The 17,715-nt window shown below is 72.4% G+C and carries 18 protein-coding genes; 6 read left to right on the top strand and 12 right to left on the bottom strand.

Annotated elements, in window-relative coordinates; all coding sequences use genetic code 11:
- Nucleotides 1–47: 47 nt before the first annotated feature.
- The 4 genes from AC067J_RS14130 to AC067J_RS14115 form a co-directional block, all read right to left on the bottom strand.
- Nucleotides 48–455, bottom strand: coding sequence for a PIN domain-containing protein (locus tag AC067J_RS14130; RefSeq protein WP_478298852.1), 408 nt, complete (start codon nt 453–455; stop codon nt 48–50).
- Nucleotides 440–682 (bottom strand): type II toxin-antitoxin system Phd/YefM family antitoxin, encoded by a 243-nt coding sequence (locus AC067J_RS14125; RefSeq protein WP_478298850.1) that lies wholly within the window; start codon nt 680–682, stop codon nt 440–442. The genes AC067J_RS14130 and AC067J_RS14125 overlap by 16 nt, the downstream gene beginning before the upstream one ends.
- 124 nt (nt 683–806) lie before the next feature.
- Entirely contained in the window at nt 807–2,978 is a 2,172-nt protein-coding gene (locus tag AC067J_RS14120) for an Lsr2 family DNA-binding protein (RefSeq protein ID WP_478298849.1), read from the bottom strand.
- Nucleotides 2,979–3,192: 214 nt separating this feature from the next.
- The gene (locus AC067J_RS14115; protein WP_478298847.1) at nt 3,193–3,615 is read right to left on the bottom strand and encodes a VOC family protein; all 423 of its coding nucleotides are present in this window, start codon (nt 3,613–3,615) and stop codon (nt 3,193–3,195) included.
- A 100-nt stretch (nt 3,616–3,715) separates the two neighbouring features.
- On the opposite strand from AC067J_RS14115, the gene AC067J_RS14110 reads away from it, so the two are divergent.
- On the top strand, nt 3,716–4,024 hold the full coding sequence (locus tag AC067J_RS14110; protein ID WP_478298984.1) for an ArsR/SmtB family transcription factor: 309 nt from the start codon (nt 3,716–3,718) through the stop codon (nt 4,022–4,024).
- A 37-nt stretch (nt 4,025–4,061) separates the two neighbouring features.
- On the opposite strand, the gene AC067J_RS14105 is transcribed toward AC067J_RS14110, so the two are convergent.
- Together AC067J_RS14105 and AC067J_RS14100 are read right to left on the bottom strand one after the other, a co-directional pair.
- Nucleotides 4,062–4,865, bottom strand: a complete 804-nt coding sequence (locus tag AC067J_RS14105; protein WP_478298845.1) for a S1 family peptidase — start codon at nt 4,863–4,865, stop codon at nt 4,062–4,064.
- A gap of 127 nt (nt 4,866–4,992) precedes the next feature.
- On the bottom strand, nt 4,993–5,811 hold the full coding sequence (locus AC067J_RS14100; protein WP_478298843.1) for a hypothetical protein: 819 nt from the start codon (nt 5,809–5,811) through the stop codon (nt 4,993–4,995).
- 212 nt (nt 5,812–6,023) lie between these two features.
- On the opposite strand from AC067J_RS14100, the gene AC067J_RS14095 reads away from it, so the two are divergent.
- Nucleotides 6,024–7,391, top strand: coding sequence for a helix-turn-helix domain-containing protein (locus AC067J_RS14095; protein ID WP_478298841.1), 1,368 nt, complete (start codon nt 6,024–6,026; stop codon nt 7,389–7,391).
- A gap of 183 nt (nt 7,392–7,574) precedes the next feature.
- Here AC067J_RS14095 and AC067J_RS14090 read toward each other — a convergent pair whose 3' ends face one another.
- Complete coding sequence (locus AC067J_RS14090) at nt 7,575–8,720, bottom strand: epoxide hydrolase family protein (protein ID WP_478298839.1); 1,146 nt, start codon at nt 8,718–8,720, stop codon at nt 7,575–7,577.
- A gap of 63 nt (nt 8,721–8,783) precedes the next feature.
- On the opposite strand from AC067J_RS14090, the gene AC067J_RS14085 reads away from it, so the two are divergent.
- On the top strand, nt 8,784–9,752 hold the full coding sequence (locus AC067J_RS14085; RefSeq protein WP_478298837.1) for a helix-turn-helix transcriptional regulator: 969 nt from the start codon (nt 8,784–8,786) through the stop codon (nt 9,750–9,752).
- A gap of 58 nt (nt 9,753–9,810) precedes the next feature.
- Here the strand turns inward: AC067J_RS14085 and AC067J_RS14080 are convergent, their stop codons facing one another.
- Nucleotides 9,811–10,422, bottom strand: coding sequence for a GNAT family N-acetyltransferase (locus AC067J_RS14080; RefSeq protein WP_478298835.1), 612 nt, complete (start codon nt 10,420–10,422; stop codon nt 9,811–9,813).
- 272 nt (nt 10,423–10,694) lie between these two features.
- On the opposite strand from AC067J_RS14080, the gene AC067J_RS14075 reads away from it, so the two are divergent.
- From AC067J_RS14075 to AC067J_RS14065, 3 genes are all read left to right on the top strand, one after another.
- On the top strand, nt 10,695–11,057 hold the full coding sequence (locus AC067J_RS14075) for a type II toxin-antitoxin system RelE/ParE family toxin (RefSeq protein ID WP_478298833.1): 363 nt from the start codon (nt 10,695–10,697) through the stop codon (nt 11,055–11,057).
- A gap of 62 nt (nt 11,058–11,119) precedes the next feature.
- Entirely contained in the window at nt 11,120–11,539 is a 420-nt protein-coding gene (locus AC067J_RS14070; RefSeq protein WP_478298831.1) for a helix-turn-helix domain-containing protein, read from the top strand.
- A complete protein-coding gene (locus AC067J_RS14065) occupies nt 11,536–12,018 on the top strand; it encodes a hypothetical protein (RefSeq protein ID WP_478298829.1) in 483 nt (160 codons plus the stop codon). The genes AC067J_RS14070 and AC067J_RS14065 overlap by 4 nt, the downstream gene beginning before the upstream one ends.
- A 321-nt stretch (nt 12,019–12,339) precedes the next feature.
- Here the strand turns inward: AC067J_RS14065 and AC067J_RS14060 are convergent, their stop codons facing one another.
- The 4 genes from AC067J_RS14060 to AC067J_RS14045 form a co-directional block, all read right to left on the bottom strand.
- On the bottom strand, nt 12,340–12,837 hold the full coding sequence (locus tag AC067J_RS14060) for an ATP-binding protein (RefSeq protein ID WP_478298827.1): 498 nt from the start codon (nt 12,835–12,837) through the stop codon (nt 12,340–12,342).
- A gap of 177 nt (nt 12,838–13,014) precedes the next feature.
- A complete protein-coding gene (locus tag AC067J_RS14055; protein WP_478298825.1) occupies nt 13,015–14,334 on the bottom strand; it encodes a L,D-transpeptidase in 1,320 nt (439 codons plus the stop codon).
- 207 nt (nt 14,335–14,541) lie between these two features.
- Nucleotides 14,542–15,825: a L,D-transpeptidase gene (locus tag AC067J_RS14050; protein WP_478298823.1), complete on the bottom strand. Its 1,284-nt coding sequence runs from the start codon at nt 15,823–15,825 to the stop codon at nt 14,542–14,544.
- A gap of 266 nt (nt 15,826–16,091) precedes the next feature.
- Nucleotides 16,092–17,639, bottom strand: coding sequence for a L,D-transpeptidase (locus AC067J_RS14045; protein ID WP_478298821.1), 1,548 nt, complete (start codon nt 17,637–17,639; stop codon nt 16,092–16,094).
- Nucleotides 17,640–17,715 lie beyond the last annotated feature (76 nt).

Below are 17,715 nucleotides of genomic sequence, written 5' to 3'. Positions count from 1 at the left end.
CGGCCACCCACCGCCCGAGGCCGTGGAGCCGCCACGTCCGGCACGCCTCAGCCCGAGGCGCCCAGCACGATCGCCTGTACACCCGGCAGGTCGTCGAAAACGGCCGCGGAGTCGGTGGTCACGATCGTCCGCGCGGTCGCCAACGCCGTGGCCGCAATGATCAGGTCATGGGCACCACGCGGACGGCCCTGACGACGGACGTGAGCCATCAGACGGGCATGGATGCGCGCGGTGTCGGAGGTGTAGTCCTCGACCGGAACCACCGCGAGCACCGCGTCGACGAAGCTCTGCCGTCTGATTCGACGCTCGTCGTCGGCCAGTTCGATGCCGAGGTGCAGCTCCGCCGCGGTGACGGCGGCGATCGCCACGTCGTCGTCCTGGCCGAACGGGCTCGCACTCGCACGGCGTTCGGCTCGGATCAGAACGCCGGTGTCGAGGATCAGTCGGCGGGCCACTCTGTCACCTTGTCTTCGAGCAGAGCGCGGGCGGACGAAACGTCCGCCGCGAAGTCGTCGTCCGGCCCGAAGCGCCGGATGACATCGTTGAGGGCTGCGCCATTGCCGACCGGCGCCGGCCCGATGACGGCAATCCTTCGACCCCCGCGGGTCACGACGATGGTCTCGCCGTGCTCGGCCGAGTCGAGCACGGCGGCGAAACTTCTGGAAGCCTCGGTGGCAGTCATCAGCCTCATGGAATCAGATTATCTGAGACACCCGGGCCATGTCGTGAGCCCAAGCACCTTTCGCTCGTCGGGGATGGCGGAGGCCGGAGCCTCGCCGGCCGCTCGCCGCTCCGGTCCGCTCCGATCACACTCCGGGGAGCGTGGCCGCCACGTAGTCGGCGACCAGACTGCCGGGCAGCCGGCCGGCAGCACTCACCCTGCGGCCGTTCGCAAGTGCCCAGGCCCGAACCTGTGCGGGGACCACCCCGCTCTCCCCCGGCCGCCCCCCGGCCCCGGCGCCTTCCACGGGTTCCGCCCCCGCCCGACCTTCACGGTCCGGCCTGCGGTGCGCCAGTCCCGCCTCCACGGCACCCGCGACCACTCTCAGCCTCGCCGCGACCTGGTGCGGCGGCGCAGTGGCGACGAAGTAGTCGCCACCGGGCCTTCCGAGCGCGCCGGCCACCAGCGGGGAGGTCAGGAAATCCAGGGCCTGCCCGATCTCGACCGGATCGAGCGGATCCGGATCCTCCTTGCCCATCCGCCAGATGTCACGGATGGTCAAGCCACCCTGGCTGTACTCGATGTCCCTTTCATCGTTTCCCCCCTCCCACAGCGCCCGCGCAACCCGGTTCACCGCATGAAGCTCCCGCTCCAGCGCGGACCACGGATCGGCCGCACCTTCGTCCCGGGCATCCGGAAAGACGGACAGGAAGACCTCACCCGGCAGCGGCTTGCTGTCGACGGAGCGAGCGATCAGGTCCACGACATCCAGGACCGTCAGTACGGCCACACCCTTGGCCGCGGCACGCTTCAGAGTGCGCCCGCCGAATGCAGGGCCGACAAGAACAATCCTTTCCGCCCCGAGCTGCTTCCGGTGCTCCTCCAGGGTGTCGAAGTCGATGCCCTGCTCCGCCACGATTCCGGAGCCGCTCGTCTTGGCCTCGACGATCACTCTTCTGCGCTCCGTGGGGGAGATCCAGAAGACCAGGCAGAGGTCCGTCGTCCCCCCTCCACCGTGCGACTCCACCAGGATCCCGAGCTCCCCGAAAGCAGCCCCCAGGGCCTGCTCGAATCTCGAAGGGTTCGCACTGTCGACGGCTGATTCAAGAAGCTCCACCGCACTGCCGGGGACCCCTCTCCTCGCCGTCGACCCCTCACCCGTCTCGGCGTCACCCTTCGGAAGCGTCACGGCACAGCCGGAGTCGGCATGCACGGGCTCCAGGTGCGGGGTCGACTCGACGAACTCGCTTCCCTGCGGCGTCACGAGATATCGCGTGTGACCGATCCGCTCCAGCATGCCCGTCTCGTGGAGCAGCGCGATACGCTTCGCCAATTCCGGCCGGCTCACCGCGCTGCCCGGATAGGCATGACAGATCCACCTGTGGACCTCGGATGATTCACTTGCCCGAGCGAATCCGAGCAGAACCTCACCGACCATTGCCGCACGGCAGTGGAAGATGCGCAGCAGGTCGACCGACCGACCCACGGAGCGCCACTCCTGAGCGGGCCCACTGGGGGCGAACTCGTCGACACCGGTCTGTTCCAGCAGCCCCAGCGAGACCAGCGTCTGCAGTGTCTGCTTGGCCGATGAGCGCCTCACGCCCAGCCGCTCGGCACAGCAGTCGATGAAGCGGGAGCGCTGCACCCTCGGCGACGCCATGTCCACCAGGCCGCCGATCGACTCGATCGACAGTCCGCCTGCGATGTAGCCGAACGCCCTCCGGCCCTTGAGGCTCTCCTGGTCCAGGGAATCGATGATCCCGGCGAGAATCGGTCCGGGCCGTTCCAGGGGAACCGCCTCCCGCACGGCAACCCCGACTCCTGGAATATCCTCGGGCCTGGCGATGACCAATCCGTCCAAGAACTCCCGGCCGCGATCCGTGACCACGATCCTGTTCTGCCCGACCCACAGCTCGGCCATACCCGCGGCCCGGAGCCACATCACCCTGCGACGGACCTGGTCCAGTGTCGCCCAGGCCAGCCCGTAGTCGGATCGAGCCCGCCGGTTGAGTTCCCCGTGCGTCATCGGATCACGAAGGACCGACAGGGACTCACCGATGAACCGGACGCGCGAATGGAAAAGGCCCATCAGGAATTCATTGGAATTCCCCTCAAGGAAAGTCTCCGCTTCACGGGTCAGAGCCGCCGCAGCACCTCCCTCTGCGCGGTCCACCAACCCGCACGCACCCAGGGCCTGCAGAGCCTCTCGAACAGTGACGACCGCTCCCGTCGAGGGCCACGTGAACGTGCGATCGGTCGCAGGATCCAGCTTGACGTTCTCCAGGAGGCCCCGAAGGCCCGGGATGATCGTCTCCACGCTCCCCGGAATCCAGGGGGCCGCCCCTGACCTCCGCGTCCAGTTCAGCACCATCGGATTGCCCTGCACACCGCCAAGCACGTAGCCCACCGAGCCCTCGGTCGATTTTCCATGTGAGGGCATTCAATATAGCGCATTCCACTCACTTGATGCGGCCATAAGTCGGATGGGAACCTCGCATCGAGGCACCGGAATTACCATAGGATCAATATACTTACAGCTTATGCGCTTCGATTTGAAGCGACTCGATCACCGGAAACGCTTGCCCGCCCATCGTCGCGCGGGCCCCGGCGTGGAACTCGACGTATTCGAGGACGGCGCCGCCGGGGTGGCGGGCGGTGAGGTTGCGGCCGGTGGGGACGGTGTTGGGGCCGTCGAGGACCTCGCCGCCGCGCGCGTCGACGAGCGCGAGGATCTCGTCGAGGGAGGTGACGACCAGGGTGGCGTGGGTGGCCCGGTAGGGGGCGAGGGCCTCGGGGGTGCCGGCGACGAGCAGGTGGCCGCCGATCGCGGCGAGTTCGAGGTCGCGGTAGGGGAAGCGCAACGACGGCTGCTCGCCGGTGAGTTCGGCGAAGGTGGGCAGGGCGGTGTCGAGGTCGTCGACGTAGACGCGGGTGTAGGTGCGGACGACGGGCATGCGGGACCCCTCCGAGATCATTTCGATTTTCCCGAAACGTTGAATCGAGCCGCATACTACGAGGAGTAGGAGAACGGACGGAAGGGAGGACCCGGTGGAGATGCCCGCGGTCCTGCACGCCCTCGGCGACCCCGTCCGGCTGGAACTGGTCCGGCGGATGGCCGCCGACGGCGAGTGCGCGTGCAGCCCGGAGGGCCTCGACGTGCCGCGCTCCACGCTCTCCAACCACTGGCGCATCCTGCGCGAGGCCGGTCTCACCGACACCCGCGCGGACGGCAAGGCCCGGATCATGTCCCTTCGGCGCGCTCCGGTCGAGGCCGAGTTCCCCGGTCTGCTGGCCGCCGTCCTCCGGGAAGGCCGAGAGCGGGAGGGCCGAGACCAGGAAGGCCGAGACCGGGCGGGGGCCTGAGGCCGCTCCGCCCGGCCACGTGCCGGGAGCCCGGCGGCTACTTCAGGATCGACCGGGGCACGTCGGTGGCCCGGGTGAACACCGAGACCGGGATCTGGGTGTCGCAGTACTTGTTGCCGGTCGAGACGACACCGATCACCACGCCGTCCACGACCAGCGGACCGCCGGAGTCGCCCTTGCAGATGCTGTCGGTCGTCCCGGGCCCGGGCATGCCGCAGACCTTCAGTAGCGGCGAGGCGTCCTCGTCGGCGTACGGGAAGCAGTCGGCCGGCGGCGCGAGCGTGAGCACCGCCTTCTTCAGGTGCGTGCCCGGGTTGCCGTCCCCGGTCCGCCCGAAGCCGTACACGGTGGCCGTGCGGCCGTACCCGTACAGCTTCTCGTCACCCTTGCCCGCCACCCGGACCGTCCGCTGCGGGAGCGGCCGGTCGAGGGTGAGCACCGCCGAGTCGTGGGCCAGGGCGGAGGTGAAGCGGGGGTCGACCTTGAAGCTCTTCACCCGCCGCTCCTGGCCGCCGGTGCCGGTGAGGTCGGTCCGGCCCGCGATCACCCGCAGCGTGGTCGGGTCGTCGGCCTCGGAGACGCAGTGACCGGCCGTGAGGACCTTGGTGGGGGCGATCAGGGCGCCGGTGCACCACTGCTGGCCGTCCGCCGTCTCCAGGGCGATCACGAAGGGGTTGGCCCTGGTCGTCGTGTCCGACCCGCCGTGGACGGCGGCGGCGGGCGTCGCGGCCACGGCCACCAGCCCGGCGGCGGCCAGCAGGACGGCGAGCGGGCCCCGCGCGGTGCGGTCGGTGCGGTGCGGGGCGGCGGTGCGGTTCGGACGTCGGTTCAGGATGCGCATGCCGGGTGCTCCTCTTTCCTTTGAGCTCTTCTGGGTTCTGCCGGGTTCTGCTGAGGTCTGCTGGGTTCTGCCGGGTTCGCTCGGCCGGTTCGCCCGGCCGGCCCGCTCCACGGTCGGGTCCGGCCGGTCACTGCCGGAGGGCTTCGGCCTCGGTCGGCCGCCACAGGCCGGACGAGGGAGCGTGGACGAAGGACGTGATGCGGACGGTCACCGTGGCGCCGCCGTCGAGCGCGACGGTGAGCGCCGACGCGGTGGCGCCGCTGCCCGGGGCGCCCCCACGGACCAGCGTGACCGCCTCGTAGCCGGCCTGTCCCGGCATCAGGACATTCGGACCGCCGCCGATCCCCCCGGGAACGGTCGCCTCGACCCCGCCCGCGAAGGTGACGACACCGACCAGCCCCAGGTCGCACGGGGCCGTCCCGGTGTTGCGCGCGGTCAGCAGCAGGCGCCCGGCCGGGTGGGACACGGGCTTCGCCGTGACGGCGAGCTGTCCGGGCGTGCAGGACGGTGCCCGATCGGGCACCGTCGCGGGGCCCGGGTGCCGGGCCGCCGGGGACGCGGGGCGCGGCGCGGCGGTGGCGGGCCTGCCCGGCGCAGAGGAGGCCGGGCGGGGCGCACCACCCACCGCACCCGCCCCTCCGGCACCTGCCGCAGCCGGTCCGGCGGGGACCGCGGGACGGGCTGCCGGTGCCGACGGAGCGCCGGGCGCCGAGGTGGTCGGGACCGGAGCGGCGGCGGGCGGCGGGGCCGTCCTGAACGGGGCGACGGCGGGCCCGCCGACGGCTCCGGCCGAGGTCGTGGCCACGGCGGCGGGCGTGACCACGGCGGCGGGCGGCGGCACCGCCCCGGTCGAGCCGCCGACCGCCGGGCTGCCGGAGCACCCGGTGAAGGCGGCGGCGCCGAGAACGAGGAGCGTGCCGGGGATCAGGATCCGGTGGATGGTCATGGGTGGGTCCTCTTCTCCGCTGGAGGGGCCCCGGCCGGTCGGGCGGCGCCCCGGCCGGGGTGCGGTCTGCCGCCGGACCGCAGACTCGCCCCGGTCCTGTCCCAGCCGCCAGACCCCTCGGCCGATTCGGGACGCTGGAACGCCTACAGGTACCGTGAGCTGCGGATTCGGCGGAGCCTGGAACGCCGCTGCGGGACGAGGGGGGCACCTGGATGAGTGTCGAGACGGAGAAGTTCGCCGAGCTGCTGCGCGAGCTGAAGGATCGTTCGGGGCGCAGCTACGGGACGCTCGCCGCGCGGCTGCACGTCAGCACCTCCACCCTGCACCGCTACTGCAACGGCGCGGCCGTCCCCAACGAGTACGCGCCGGTGGAGCGGCTGGCCCGGGTCTGCGGGGCGAGCGCCGACGAGCTGGTCGAGCTGCACCGCAGGTGGATCCTCGCGGACGCGGCCCGCCGCCGGGAGCCGAGCTCCCCGGCCGCCCGTCCCGAGGCCCCACCCGCCCCCGCGACCAAGCCCCGGCCCGTCGAGGCGGACAAGCCCGCCGGCGAGGCCCCGGCCGTCCGGGATTCCCTGCCCGTCGACGGGCCGCAGCCCCCGGCGGCCGGTCTGCCGTCCGCCCCGGTCCGGGAGGAGCCGGAGCAGCAGCCGGCCCGGGAGCCCCGCCCCGGGCGGCGCACCACCCGGATCCTGCTGAGCGCCGCCGCCGTGGCCGTGGTCGCCGCGCTGATCCCGGTGGTCGTGCTGTCCGGAAGGTCCGGAACCCCGGCGGCGGGCGCCGGACCGTCGGCCCCCGCCACCACGGCGGCGACCGCCCCCGACACGGCGGGCCGGCCCGCCCCTCCGGCCGACCCGACCACGCCCCCCGCCCTCACGCCCGCGCCCGCCTCGGCCTCGGCCTCGGCCGCGACCCCCACGCCGACTCCCACCCCCACCCCCACGCCCGCCGACGACGACGCGCCGTTCCACGTGAACGTCCTGACCGACAACTGGGGCAGCCCCTGCGGCCAGTGGTTCCTGTCCGCCCAGCCGCCCGGCACGACGCCCGCGCCTCCGGGCGGCCGGCGGACGGACTCCTGGGCGGCCGCCCGGCACGCCGTCCCCGGCGGCCACCTGCGGCTGCAGCTGACCGCGCAGGGCGCCGAGGACAAGCCCGTCGTGCTGCACGCCCTCTACGTACAGGTGGTCAGCACCCGCCCGGCGCCGAAGTGGAACGCCTACACGATGGGCTCGGGCTGCGGCGGCGGCCTCACCCCGGCGGCCTTCGCCGTCGACCTGGACGCGGCGGCGCCCCGGCCCGTGCCCGTCCCGGCGACGGAGGGTAACGCCAAGGGCAGGACCTCCGACTTCCCCTACCGGGTCTCGTCCACCGATCCGCAGGTGCTGAACGTCGACGCGGCGACGGCCGGCCAGGACGTCAGCTGGTACCTGGAGGTGGTGTGGAGCAGCGGCGACCGCCAGGGCACCCTCCGGGTCGACGACCACGGCAAGCCCTTCCGCACGGCCGGCCTGCGCGGCGCCCCCGGCTACTTCTGGGCGGACGACGCCCGCGGCTGGGCCCGCACCCCCACCGACGACTGAGCCCGCCTCCCGCCGGACCGACTGGAGGCGGGCTCGGGAAGTCGACCCGGCCGACGCGCCCCGCCTCCGCCTCCTCGCGTCGGACCTCCCCGCGAGAGCCGGCGCCGTCCCGGGGGGATCCGGCGGCCCGGCGCGCCCGGGGTGCCTGCGGCCGGAGCCCGCCGCGGACACCCCTCCCGGCTGTCAGGCGCCGAGCGTGCCGAAGAAGGCGCGGACGTCGGCGACGAAAGCCTCCGGCTGCTCCAGGGAGAGGAAGTTGCCGCCGCGCTCCAGCTCGGTCCAGTGGGTGACGTTGTGGTCCCGCTCGGCGAAGCGGCGGACGGCGATGTCGGTGTTCAGGGCGACGGCCACGCCGGTCGGAACGGTGCCGCGCGGCTTCGGGGCCCAGGCGCTCGGGTCGTGGCCCGACTCGTAGTAGAGGTTGGCGGAGGAGCCCGCCGTGCCGGTGAACCAGTAGACGCTGATGTTGGTCAGCAGCCGGTCACGGCCCACGGCGTCCTCGGGGAGCTCGGCGGCGGGGTCCGTCCACTCCTTGAACTTCTCGGCGATCCAGGCGAGCTGGCCGACCGGCGAGTCGTGCAGGCCGAAGGCGAGGGTCTGCGGGCGGGTCGACTGGATGGCGACGAAGCCCATCTTGTCCTGCTGGAAGTTCTCCAGCCGGGCCAGCCGCCCCTGCTCGGCCTCGGTCAGCCCCTCGAATTCGGCGGGGTCCCCGGAGGGGAAGGTGACCAGGCCGTTGACGTGGACGCCGACGACCCGGTCGGGCGCCTGACGCCCCATCTCGGCGGCGATCCAGGCGCCGCCGCCCGTTCCCTGGACTCCGTAGGAGTCGTATCCGAGCCGGCCCATCAGCTCGACGAACGCGCCCGCGATGCGGCCGGTGTTCCAGCCGGCCTCGCCGAGCGGACCGGAGAAGCCGGTGCCGGGCGTGGAGGTCACGACGACGTGGAAGTCCTCCGCCAGCGGCCGGACGACGTCGACGAACTGCACGAACGAGCAGGGCCAGTCGTGCATCAGGAGCAGCGGCACGGCATTCGGGTTCTGCGAACGGACGTGCAGGAAGTGGATGTTCTGGCCGTCGATCTCGGTGGTGAACTGCGGGAACTCGTTGAGCTCCGCCTCCGCCTTGCGCCAGTCGAACCCGTCGGCCCAGTACGCGGCCAGGTCCTTGAGGTACGCGGTGGGCACACCCCGGCTCCAGCCGGCGCCGGGGATCTCGGCACCCCAGCGGGTACGGGCCAGCCGCTCGCGCAGGTCGTCGAGCTCGCTCTGCGGGACGTCGATGCGGAAGGGGCGGATCCGGGCGTCGGTGCTGCTGCTGTTCTCCATGTGGACAACAGTATTCTCGATATAGGCACGATACGTTCCTAATCGCAGATCAAAGTGGTCCTCATGCTCGACACCTCCGCACGACTGCTGCGCCTCCTCTCCCTGCTGCAGACCCGGCGCGCCTGGCCGGGATCCGAACTGGCCGAACGCCTCGGCGTGAGCGGCCGCACCGTCCGCAACGACATCGAGCGGCTGCGCGAGCTCGGCTACCCCGTGGACGCCACGCGTGGAACCACCGGCGGCTACCGGCTGGGCGCCGGGGCGGCCATGCCCCCGCTGCTGCTCGACGACGAGGAGGCCGTCGCCGTGACGGTCGCGCTGCGCACCGCCGCACAGGGCGCCGTCCCCGGCGCCGAGGAGACCTCGCTGCAGGCGCTGGCCAAGCTGGAGCAGGTGCTGCCCTCGCGGCTGCGCCGGCGGGTGCGGGCCATCCAGGCGTACACCGTGGCCGTGCCGGCCGACCGACCGGCCCCGACCGTGGCCGCGGACGTGCTGACCGCCCTGGTGTCCGCCTGCCGCGACCGGGAGCGCCTGCGCTTCGACTACCTGGACCACTCCGGCGCGCCCACCCGCCGCGTCGTGGAGCCGTACCGGGCGGTGAACTGGGGGCGGCGCTGGTACCTGGTCGCGTGGGACGTCGAGCGCGAGGACTGGCGGACCTTCAGGGTCGACCGGATCCAGCCCCTCACCCCGACCGGACCGCGCTTCACCCCGCGCGAACCGCCCGGCGGCGACATCGCGGCGTACGTCTCCCGGCGGGTGTCGAGCGCGGCCTGGCGGTACCACGCGCGGGTGACCGTCCACGCCCCGGCGGCGACGGTGATCGAGCGGATCAACCCCGCGGTCGGCACGGTGGAGGCCCTCGACGCCGACACCTGCGTCCTGGTCACCGGCGCCGACACGGTGCAGACCCTCGCGGTCTACCTGGGCATGCTCGACCTAGACTTCGACGTCACCGAGCCCGCGGAACTCGTCGACCATCTGCGCCGGCTCGCCGACCGCTACGCCCGGTCCACCCCGCCCGCCGGCTGAGGCCCGCCCCCGGCCGGGGCCGGGGCCGGGGGCGGGGGCGGGCCCGGGGGCGTGACGACTACGCGGCGGCGGGCACGGGGCGCGGCTCGCGCCACATGCTCCACAGCGTCGGTCCGCCGCCCGGGAGTTCCAGCTCCTCCCGCACGGTGAAGCCGAAGTGCTCGTAGACGGGGAGGTTGGCCGCCTTGGAGGACTCCAGGTAGGCGGGCAGGCCGGCCGCGTCGGCCTTGGCCAGCCCCGAGCGGAGCAGGGCGGACCCCTGGCCCTGCCCCTGCGCGGCGGGATCGGCGCCGATCAGCGCGAGGGACCAGTGCGGCTCGCGGGGCGCGTGCTCGGCGGCCAGCCCGACGGCCTCCCCGAACAGCCCGGCGCGGTCGCCGAGGAGCTCCTGGAGCTGCCGGACGGTCTCCGCGTCGGGAACGGCCTTGTCCTGCGCCGCCGCCGGCACCCAGAAGGCCACCGCGGCCTCGGTGCGCTCGCACACCGCGTTGTGGAGGTACTGCCGGGTGAAGATCGTGCTGAAGTAGTCGGCCAGGGAGGCCCCGCGCGTGGCGTCGTCGGGGAAGAACCAGCGCATCATCGGGTCGTCGTCGAAGGCCAGGGCCAGGGAGCGGCCGATCTGCGCAGCGTCGTCGATCGTGGCCGGCCTCGGCGTGTTCGTTATCCGCATACGGACATTCTGCAGATGTTGATCTTTCCCGGAGGGGCGGGGTCCCGGGCGGGATCGGCGGCCGCCGAACGGGATTGACCGGGCATCAGCCGGTGGCGCCCGGGCGGAGGCCGGGGGCACCCGGGCGACGGCGGGGGTCGGGCGGAGACGGGGGGTGGGCGTCCCCGGGGGAACGGGTGGGTGAGCACCGGCCCAGGAACCGGGCGCCGGCCCCGAGACGTTGATCGATCGCCCGCCTAGACTGCCGAGAGGGCGGACGAGGGGGTGGGGCGGTGCCGGGGCAGCGGGAGTGGTCGCTCTACCAGGGCGCGGACGGATCCGCGCCCGTGCAGAAGGAACTGCAGAAGGCCGACCTCGCCCCGCACGAACGGGCCAAGCTGTACGTCCTGATGAACCGCGTCAAGGACCGCCAGACCCTCCCCGGCGACGTCAAGGACCTGGGCAGCGGCATCCTGGAGGTCCGGCTCACCGGCGACCACCGCACCTTCCGCCTCCTCTACGCGGAGGAATCGGGCGGACTGGTCCTGCTCGCCCTCTCCTTCTTCCAGAAGAAGTCCCAGAAGACCCCGTCGAACGAGCGCGGCGCCGCCTCCAAGCGGCTCAGGGAGTGGCGGAACAGAACACCGGACGTCTGAGTTCCCGGTTCTCGGTATCGGCCATGGGCGATACTGTGGGAAGACTCGGAGGGGAGGAGACCATGGCGTCCGCACTGCACGATCTTCTCGGCATCGATCTCGACGACCCCCGCACCGCCGCGGCGCTCGACGACGCGAAGGCCTACGCCGAACTCGTCGAGACCCTGGTGGTGGCCCGGCGGAAGTGCGGGCTCACCCAGCGCGAGGTGGCCGAACTGATGGGCACCTCGCAGTCGACCGTCTCCGAGTTCGAGCGGGTCGGCGGCGACGCCCGCTACTCGACGCTCCAGCGCTACGCCCGGGCGGTCGGCGCGCGGCTGCACACCCTGGTCGACCACACCGCCGCCGAGCTGACCCCGGTCTGGACCCCGGCGCCCGTCGCCCTCCAGGTGCAGGTCCGGGTGACGGCCCGCGAACGCGCGCAGCGGCCACGCACGACGGTCTGGACGGACGGCGACGCCCGGTCGGTGACCCTCGGATGACACCGCCCGCCACCCGCCGCCCGGTCCGGCGGTTCGGGAGCTTCCAGGAGCTCGCCGAGGCCGCCCAGCTGGACGACGTCGTGTTCCTGGAGGTCGGCGGGCGCCGGCTGTTCGACCGGCCGGAGCCCCGGCCCGAGGAGGAGCTGCGCACCGCGCTGTCGGTCTGGCTCCGGCAGGGCAACGACGGCACCACCCTGGAGGTGCGCTGCCGGCTGGAGCTGGCCGCCGCCCAGGCGGACTTCGTCGTCGACGCGGTGGCGGCGTTCTCGCTCGGCGACCCGTTCGAACTGGGGCCCGAGGCGCAGCAGTGGTTCGTCGACCAGATCGGCGTGACGGTGCTCTACCCGTACCTGCGGGAGTCGGTGCACAGCACGGCCGCCAAGCTGGGGATCGACACCCCGCTGCTCTCGGTGCGCAGCCCGTGGCCGTCGGCACACGCCGAGCACACCGCGCACACGGCGCAAACAGGCCCCGAATAGTGCCGATCATGAATAATCTCAGGCGTCAGCGTGAACCTATGCAAATTCCCAAGGTGAACTAAGTTACAAACCTTGCAATCGAAGCCACCCGGTTTGCCCACATGCTGAGATCCGTGCGATAGTCGAATCGTCCGACGGCGGGCGACAGCGACTCGCCGCGGGCACCCCGAGACTACGGCTGGCCCGACCTGGCGCAGCCGTCGCCCATCGCGCGGCACGCACCCCCTTGGCCGGCGCGATGACCTGCACGGGCCCCCAGCCACCGGACCACGGTGAATCGGGGGCCCTGCGTGTTTTCCGGACCCGCGCGAACGCCGGACCTCAGTGCCGTTCGCGCACCTTCAGCTCGAACCACACGCCCTTGCCGCGCGGCAGCAGGTCGGCGCCCCAGCGGTCCGCCAGGTCGTCGACCACCCTCAGCCCGCGCCCGCGCTCGTTGATCGGCAGCGGCTCGGCCAGGATCATGCACGGCAGCGCCCGTGAGGAGTCCCGTACCTCGACCCGCAGCCAGCCGGGCTTCCGTGACACCTGGAGCCCGATGGTCCGCCCGGCGGCGTGCCGCACCGCGTTGGCCACCAGCTCGCTGGTCAGTAACTCTCCGACCTCCAGCTGCTGGTGCAGGTCCCAGGTCTCCAGCACCGAGAGCACCAGCCGGCGCGCCACCGGGCCCGATTCCGGCCGTGAAGGCAACCGCACCTCACCGGACGCCGACTGGTCGCACAGCCTGCCGACGTACATCCGCTCCAGCTCCTCCGAGCTGAGCCGCTCCAGGGCCGCCAGCGCGTCCTGGAAGCACGCCCACGACGCGTCAGCAACCAAGCTGGACGCGAGAAGTGATGACTGATCTGTTTCGCCCCAACCCGCCATGCGGTCCATCATTGCGGAACGCAAGCGGCCGCGTACGGACAATGAGCAAACGATCACTACTCGCTCGGCATATGCCGCGAGCAACCCGGGTCTGCGAACCGTCAAGCCCGGGTTGCCGCGCACCGCCTCCTACCAGGCACTCCAGTCCAGGTTCCAGCCGCTGAGCCCGTTGTCCGGGGCTACCTGGCCGCGCGAGGAATTCTTCACCGACACGACGTCCCCGATCAGCGAGCCGTCGTAGAACTTGCCCGCCGAGGTGCCGGCGCCGCCGCCCTTGACGTCCTTCAGGCCCACGCAGCCGTGGCTGACGTTGTCCGCGCCGAAGGCGTTGCTCCAGTAGTTCCCGTGCACGTACGTGCCCGAGTCGGTGAGCCGCATGGAGTGCGGAACCTGGAGGTCGTAGGGGTCGCCGGTCATCCCGGGCATGGTGCTGGACTGCATCCGCACCACGCCCTCCTTGGACATGACGACCATGGTGCCGTTCCAGGTCGGGTGCTCGGGCGAGCCGGAGGTGATGTCGACGACCGAGCTCTGACCGTCCCGTACGACCGTCATCTCATGGGTCTTGGCGTCAACCGTCGAGACCTGGGATCGCCCGATAGTGAAGGGCTCGTCCCGCTCGACGCCGCCGTAGACGCCCGGGGCGATCTCCACGTTCTTCAGCCGGTACTGGACGGTGACCTTGGTGCCGGGCGTCCAGTACTTCTCCGGGCGGAAGTCCAGCCGGCGGTTGCCGAACCAGTGGCCCTTCACCACGGTGCCGTTGTCGGTCTTGAAGGAGATGCCCTTCGCGACCGCCTCCTTGTTCTTCACGTCCTTGTCGAAGGTCACCGAGACGATCATGCCGACCCCGTAGGTGGCGTTGTTCTCGACGTTGTCGCCGGCCTTCGCCTCGCGCTCCGGCGTCAGCGTGCTGAAGCTGCTGTCCGCCGTGGCGACCACACCGCCGGCGTCCGCCGCCATCGCGCTCACCTGGTAGGCGGTGCCGACCGCCAGCGGGCCGGACGGGGTCCAGCTCGACCCGTCGGCGGCGATCGCACCGGCCACCTCCTTGCCCGTCCTGTCGCTCACCTTCACGGTGGTGAGCTTCCCGCCGGCCACCGCCACCTTGAGCGTGCCGTCGGGGGCGACGTCCACCGAGCCGCTCTTCGGCTGGATGTCCACCACCGCCTGCGAGACCTTCGGCGCGGCCGCCGACGGCGCCGCGGCCCCCGTCGCGGCTCCGCTCCCGGCCCCCGTCCCGGTTCCTGCCGGAGCGGCGGCCGGGGCGGCGCCCGCGGCCGGCTCCCCCGAAGCCGGCGCGGCCGCCGACGAGGCCCCCGCGGCCCCGCCGGCGCCCAGCTCGGCCTTGGCCGCGCTCCCGTTCCCGCCGCCCCCGCCACAGGCACTGGTCAGCACCAGCGCGCCGCCGACCAGACCGGCCGCCACCATCCTGCGTATCGACCTCACGGTCGCCCCCTTCCTTGGTCCCGCGCTCGTCCCCGCCCTGGTGCCGGGGTGCGGGGGACCTGACAGATACACGCGGCAGCCCCCGGAAAGGTTGCGCCGTTCGGGGGGCAATCGGCCCCGGAAACGCGTCCGGCCCGACCCCAACGAGTGAGGGTCGGGCCGGACGCCGCCGAACCTGGACTGACCGGGTCTACCGGCGGGTAGGACCTACCAGTTGGGCCAGAGGATGTTCCAGCCGCTCAGACCGTTGTCGGGCGCGACGGTCTTCTCCTTCGAGTTCTTCACGGTGATCACGTCACCGATGATCGAGTCGTTGAAGAACTTGCCGGCCACCGAGGTGTCGCTGCCGCCCTTCTCGTCCTGCATCGAGATGCAGCCGTGGCTGGCGTTGCTCTTCCCGAACGGGTTGGCCCAGTAGTTGCCGTGCACGAAGGTGCCGGAGGTGGTCAGCCGCATCGCGTGCGGCACGTCCGGGATGTCGTACTCGCCGCCGAGGCCGACGGTCTGCGAGTTCATCCGGGTGACCTTCTCCTTGCTGGAGATCACCATGGTGCCGTTCCAGGACGGGTTCTTCTCGTCCCCGAGGGTCACCGGCACGGTGTGGGCCACGCCGTCCCGGGTCACCGTCATCTGGTGCGAGGCCGAGTCCGCGACGGAGACCTGCGAGCGGCCGATGACGAACGGCTCGTCCTTCTCCACGTCGCCGTAGACGCCCGGGGCCACCTCGACGTTCTTCAGCCGGTACTTGATGACCACCTTGGTGCCCGGGGTCCAGTACTTCTCCGGACGGAAGTCCACCCGGCGGTTGCCGAACCAGTGGCCCTTCACCTCGGTGCCGTTGTTGGTCTCGAAGGAGATGCCCTTGAGGACCTCGGCCTTGTTCTTGATGTCCTTGTTGAAGACCACCGAGACGATCATGCCGACGCCGTAGGTGGCGTTGTCGGCGATGTTGTCGTTGGTGGAGACCTTCTTGTCCGGCGTCAGCGTCGTGAACGAGGTGGTCGACGCGGCCACCAGGCCCTCGGCGTCCGCGGCCTGCGCGTTCACCTTGTACGCCATGCCGACGGCCAGCGCGGCGCTCGGCTTCCAGCCGAGGCCGTCCGCGGTGATCGCCCCCGCGACCGGCTTGCCCTCCTTGTCGGTCACCTCGACCGTGGTGAGCTTGCCGTTGGCCACCGACACCTGGAGCGCGTTGGTCGGCGCGACGTCCTGGGCGCCGTCCTTGGGCTCGACGGTCAGCACGGCCGCGGAGGTCTTCGGCGCCGTCGAGCTCTGGGCCGGCGCCGGCGTCCCCCCGCCGTTGCCCCCGCCTGCGGCGCCCGCCGTCGCGGCCGCGTCCCCGCCGCCGTCGGCCTTGTCGCCGCCCTTGTCGTCGTTGCAGGCCGCAGTGAGCAGCAGCACCCCGCCCATCGCCAGCGCCACCGCACTGCGACGCAGACGGCGGCTGGTGTTGGTGCGTATCGCGGCGTCGGCCGCCCTAACCGGCTTCACGGTCTCTCCCCTCCCGGTGTCCACCCTGATGGACGCGCTGTCGCCCGAGAGGGTTGCAGCGGACCGGTGATCTTCCGCGCCGGGCTTCGGCGCGGCAAGCAGGATAGCTGGGCCGAATGAGTGAATCTTGGGGAGGATCCCAGTGAATGTGCGTGAAGATCATCCGCACGGGACCGCCACGGGCCGGCGACCCTGCACGTGACGGCTGTGGTGACGGCTGTGGTGGCGGCCTGTGCGGTGGCCGTGGTGGCAGCCGCGGTGGCGGCCTAGCCGACGGCCCCGCTCCGGGACGGGGACGGGGACGGCCCGGCGGGCGGCGCCGCCGCACTTTCGGGGGTACCCGCGGCGGCGCCTGCCGAGGCGCCTGCGGGCCGGTTCGCCGACGGGCTCGCGGGGCGGCCGCCCGCGGGGAACGCGGCCGAGCCCGCCGTCGGTCCGGAGGCGGCCCCCGACGCCGGGCCGGACGCAGACCCGGACGCAGGCTTCGCCGGGACACCCGCCGTCCCGCCCCCCTCCGACACGCCCGGCGCGGGGGACGGCCCGGCGGTCGGGGCGGCCGGGGCACCGGACGGGCTCGCGGACGACTGTAGGGCGCTCCCGGCCACCCACTGCGCCCACGGCAGGTTCCAGCCGTTCAGACCGTTGTTCGGGGGAACCACGTCCCCCGCCGAGGCCTTCACCTCCAGCACGTCCCCCGGGACGGTGTGCTCGAACAGCCAGCCCGCCGGGCTCTCCTTGCTGGCCCCGCCCTTCACGTCCGCCAGCCCGATGCAGCCGTGGCTGGTGTTCGCGGTGCCGAACACCGCCGGATTCGCCCAGTAGTTGCCGTGCACGAACGTGCCCGAGTTGGTCAGCCGCATCGCGTGCGGCACGTCCTTGATGTCGTACTCGTCGCCCATCCCGACCGTCTGCGAGTTCATCCTCGTCACCCGGTACTTCTCCGACACCACCAGCACGCCGCGGTAGGTCGTGTGCTTGGCGTCCCCGCCGGACACCTTGAGCACCCGCACCACCCGGCCGCCCTGGCCGGCCCGGACGGTGAGGGTGTGGGCGTCCAGGTCCACGGTGGAGACCTGCGCCCGGCCGATCGTGAACCGGACGTCCTTCGCCTGGGTGCCGAACTCGCCCGGCGCACCCTGCACGTCCTTCAGCCGCAGCGCCACCGACACCTTGGTGCCCGCCGCCCAGTACGCCTTGGGCCGGAAGTCCAGGCGCTGGCCCCCGAACCAGTGCGCGGCCACCTCCACGGGCGGGTCGGCGGTCACCGTGACGGCGCGCTCCACCGCCGCCCGGTCGGTGATCGTCCGGCTGAACCGCAGCGACACGGGCATGCCGACGCCCACCGTCGAGCCGTCCTCGGGGGTGAAGAAGGCCACGAAGGTGTGCGCGCGGGCCATCGTCGAGAAGTCGGTGTGCTGGGCGGCCTTCTGGCCCTGGTCGTCCTCGGCGACGGCGTCCAGGGTGAAGGCGGTGCCCAACGGCAGCGGACCGGCCGGCGTCCAGCTCGTGCCGTCCCCGGAGACCGTCCCGGCCACCTCGTTGCCCTGGGTGTCGGCCAGCCGGACGGAGACCAGCCGGCCCTGGGCGACGGTCACCCGGACCGGGCCCTCCGGCGGGACGTTCTGGGCGTTGTCGGCGGGCAGCGCGGTGATCACCGCCCGGGAGGCGGGCGGCGGTGCCCCGGCGCCCGGCGGGGCCGCGTCGTCGCTCGGGGTCCTCGGTGCGCCGCCACCTCCTGAGCACCCGGCCAGCACCGCCAGACAGCACCCCAGCGCCGCCACCCGCCGCGCCCACATCAGTCCTCGGGGCCGCATACCGGGGCCTCCCGCCGTTTCCGTCCGATACCCCGCACAACGAGGGCAATCCCGGCAGGACACGCGGACACGCCCG

It is taken from the genome of Kitasatospora sp. NPDC042419, assembly GCF_056437345.1.
Note: the sequence above shows the minus strand (reverse complement) of the source record. Positions and strands in the feature narration are given on the sequence as shown.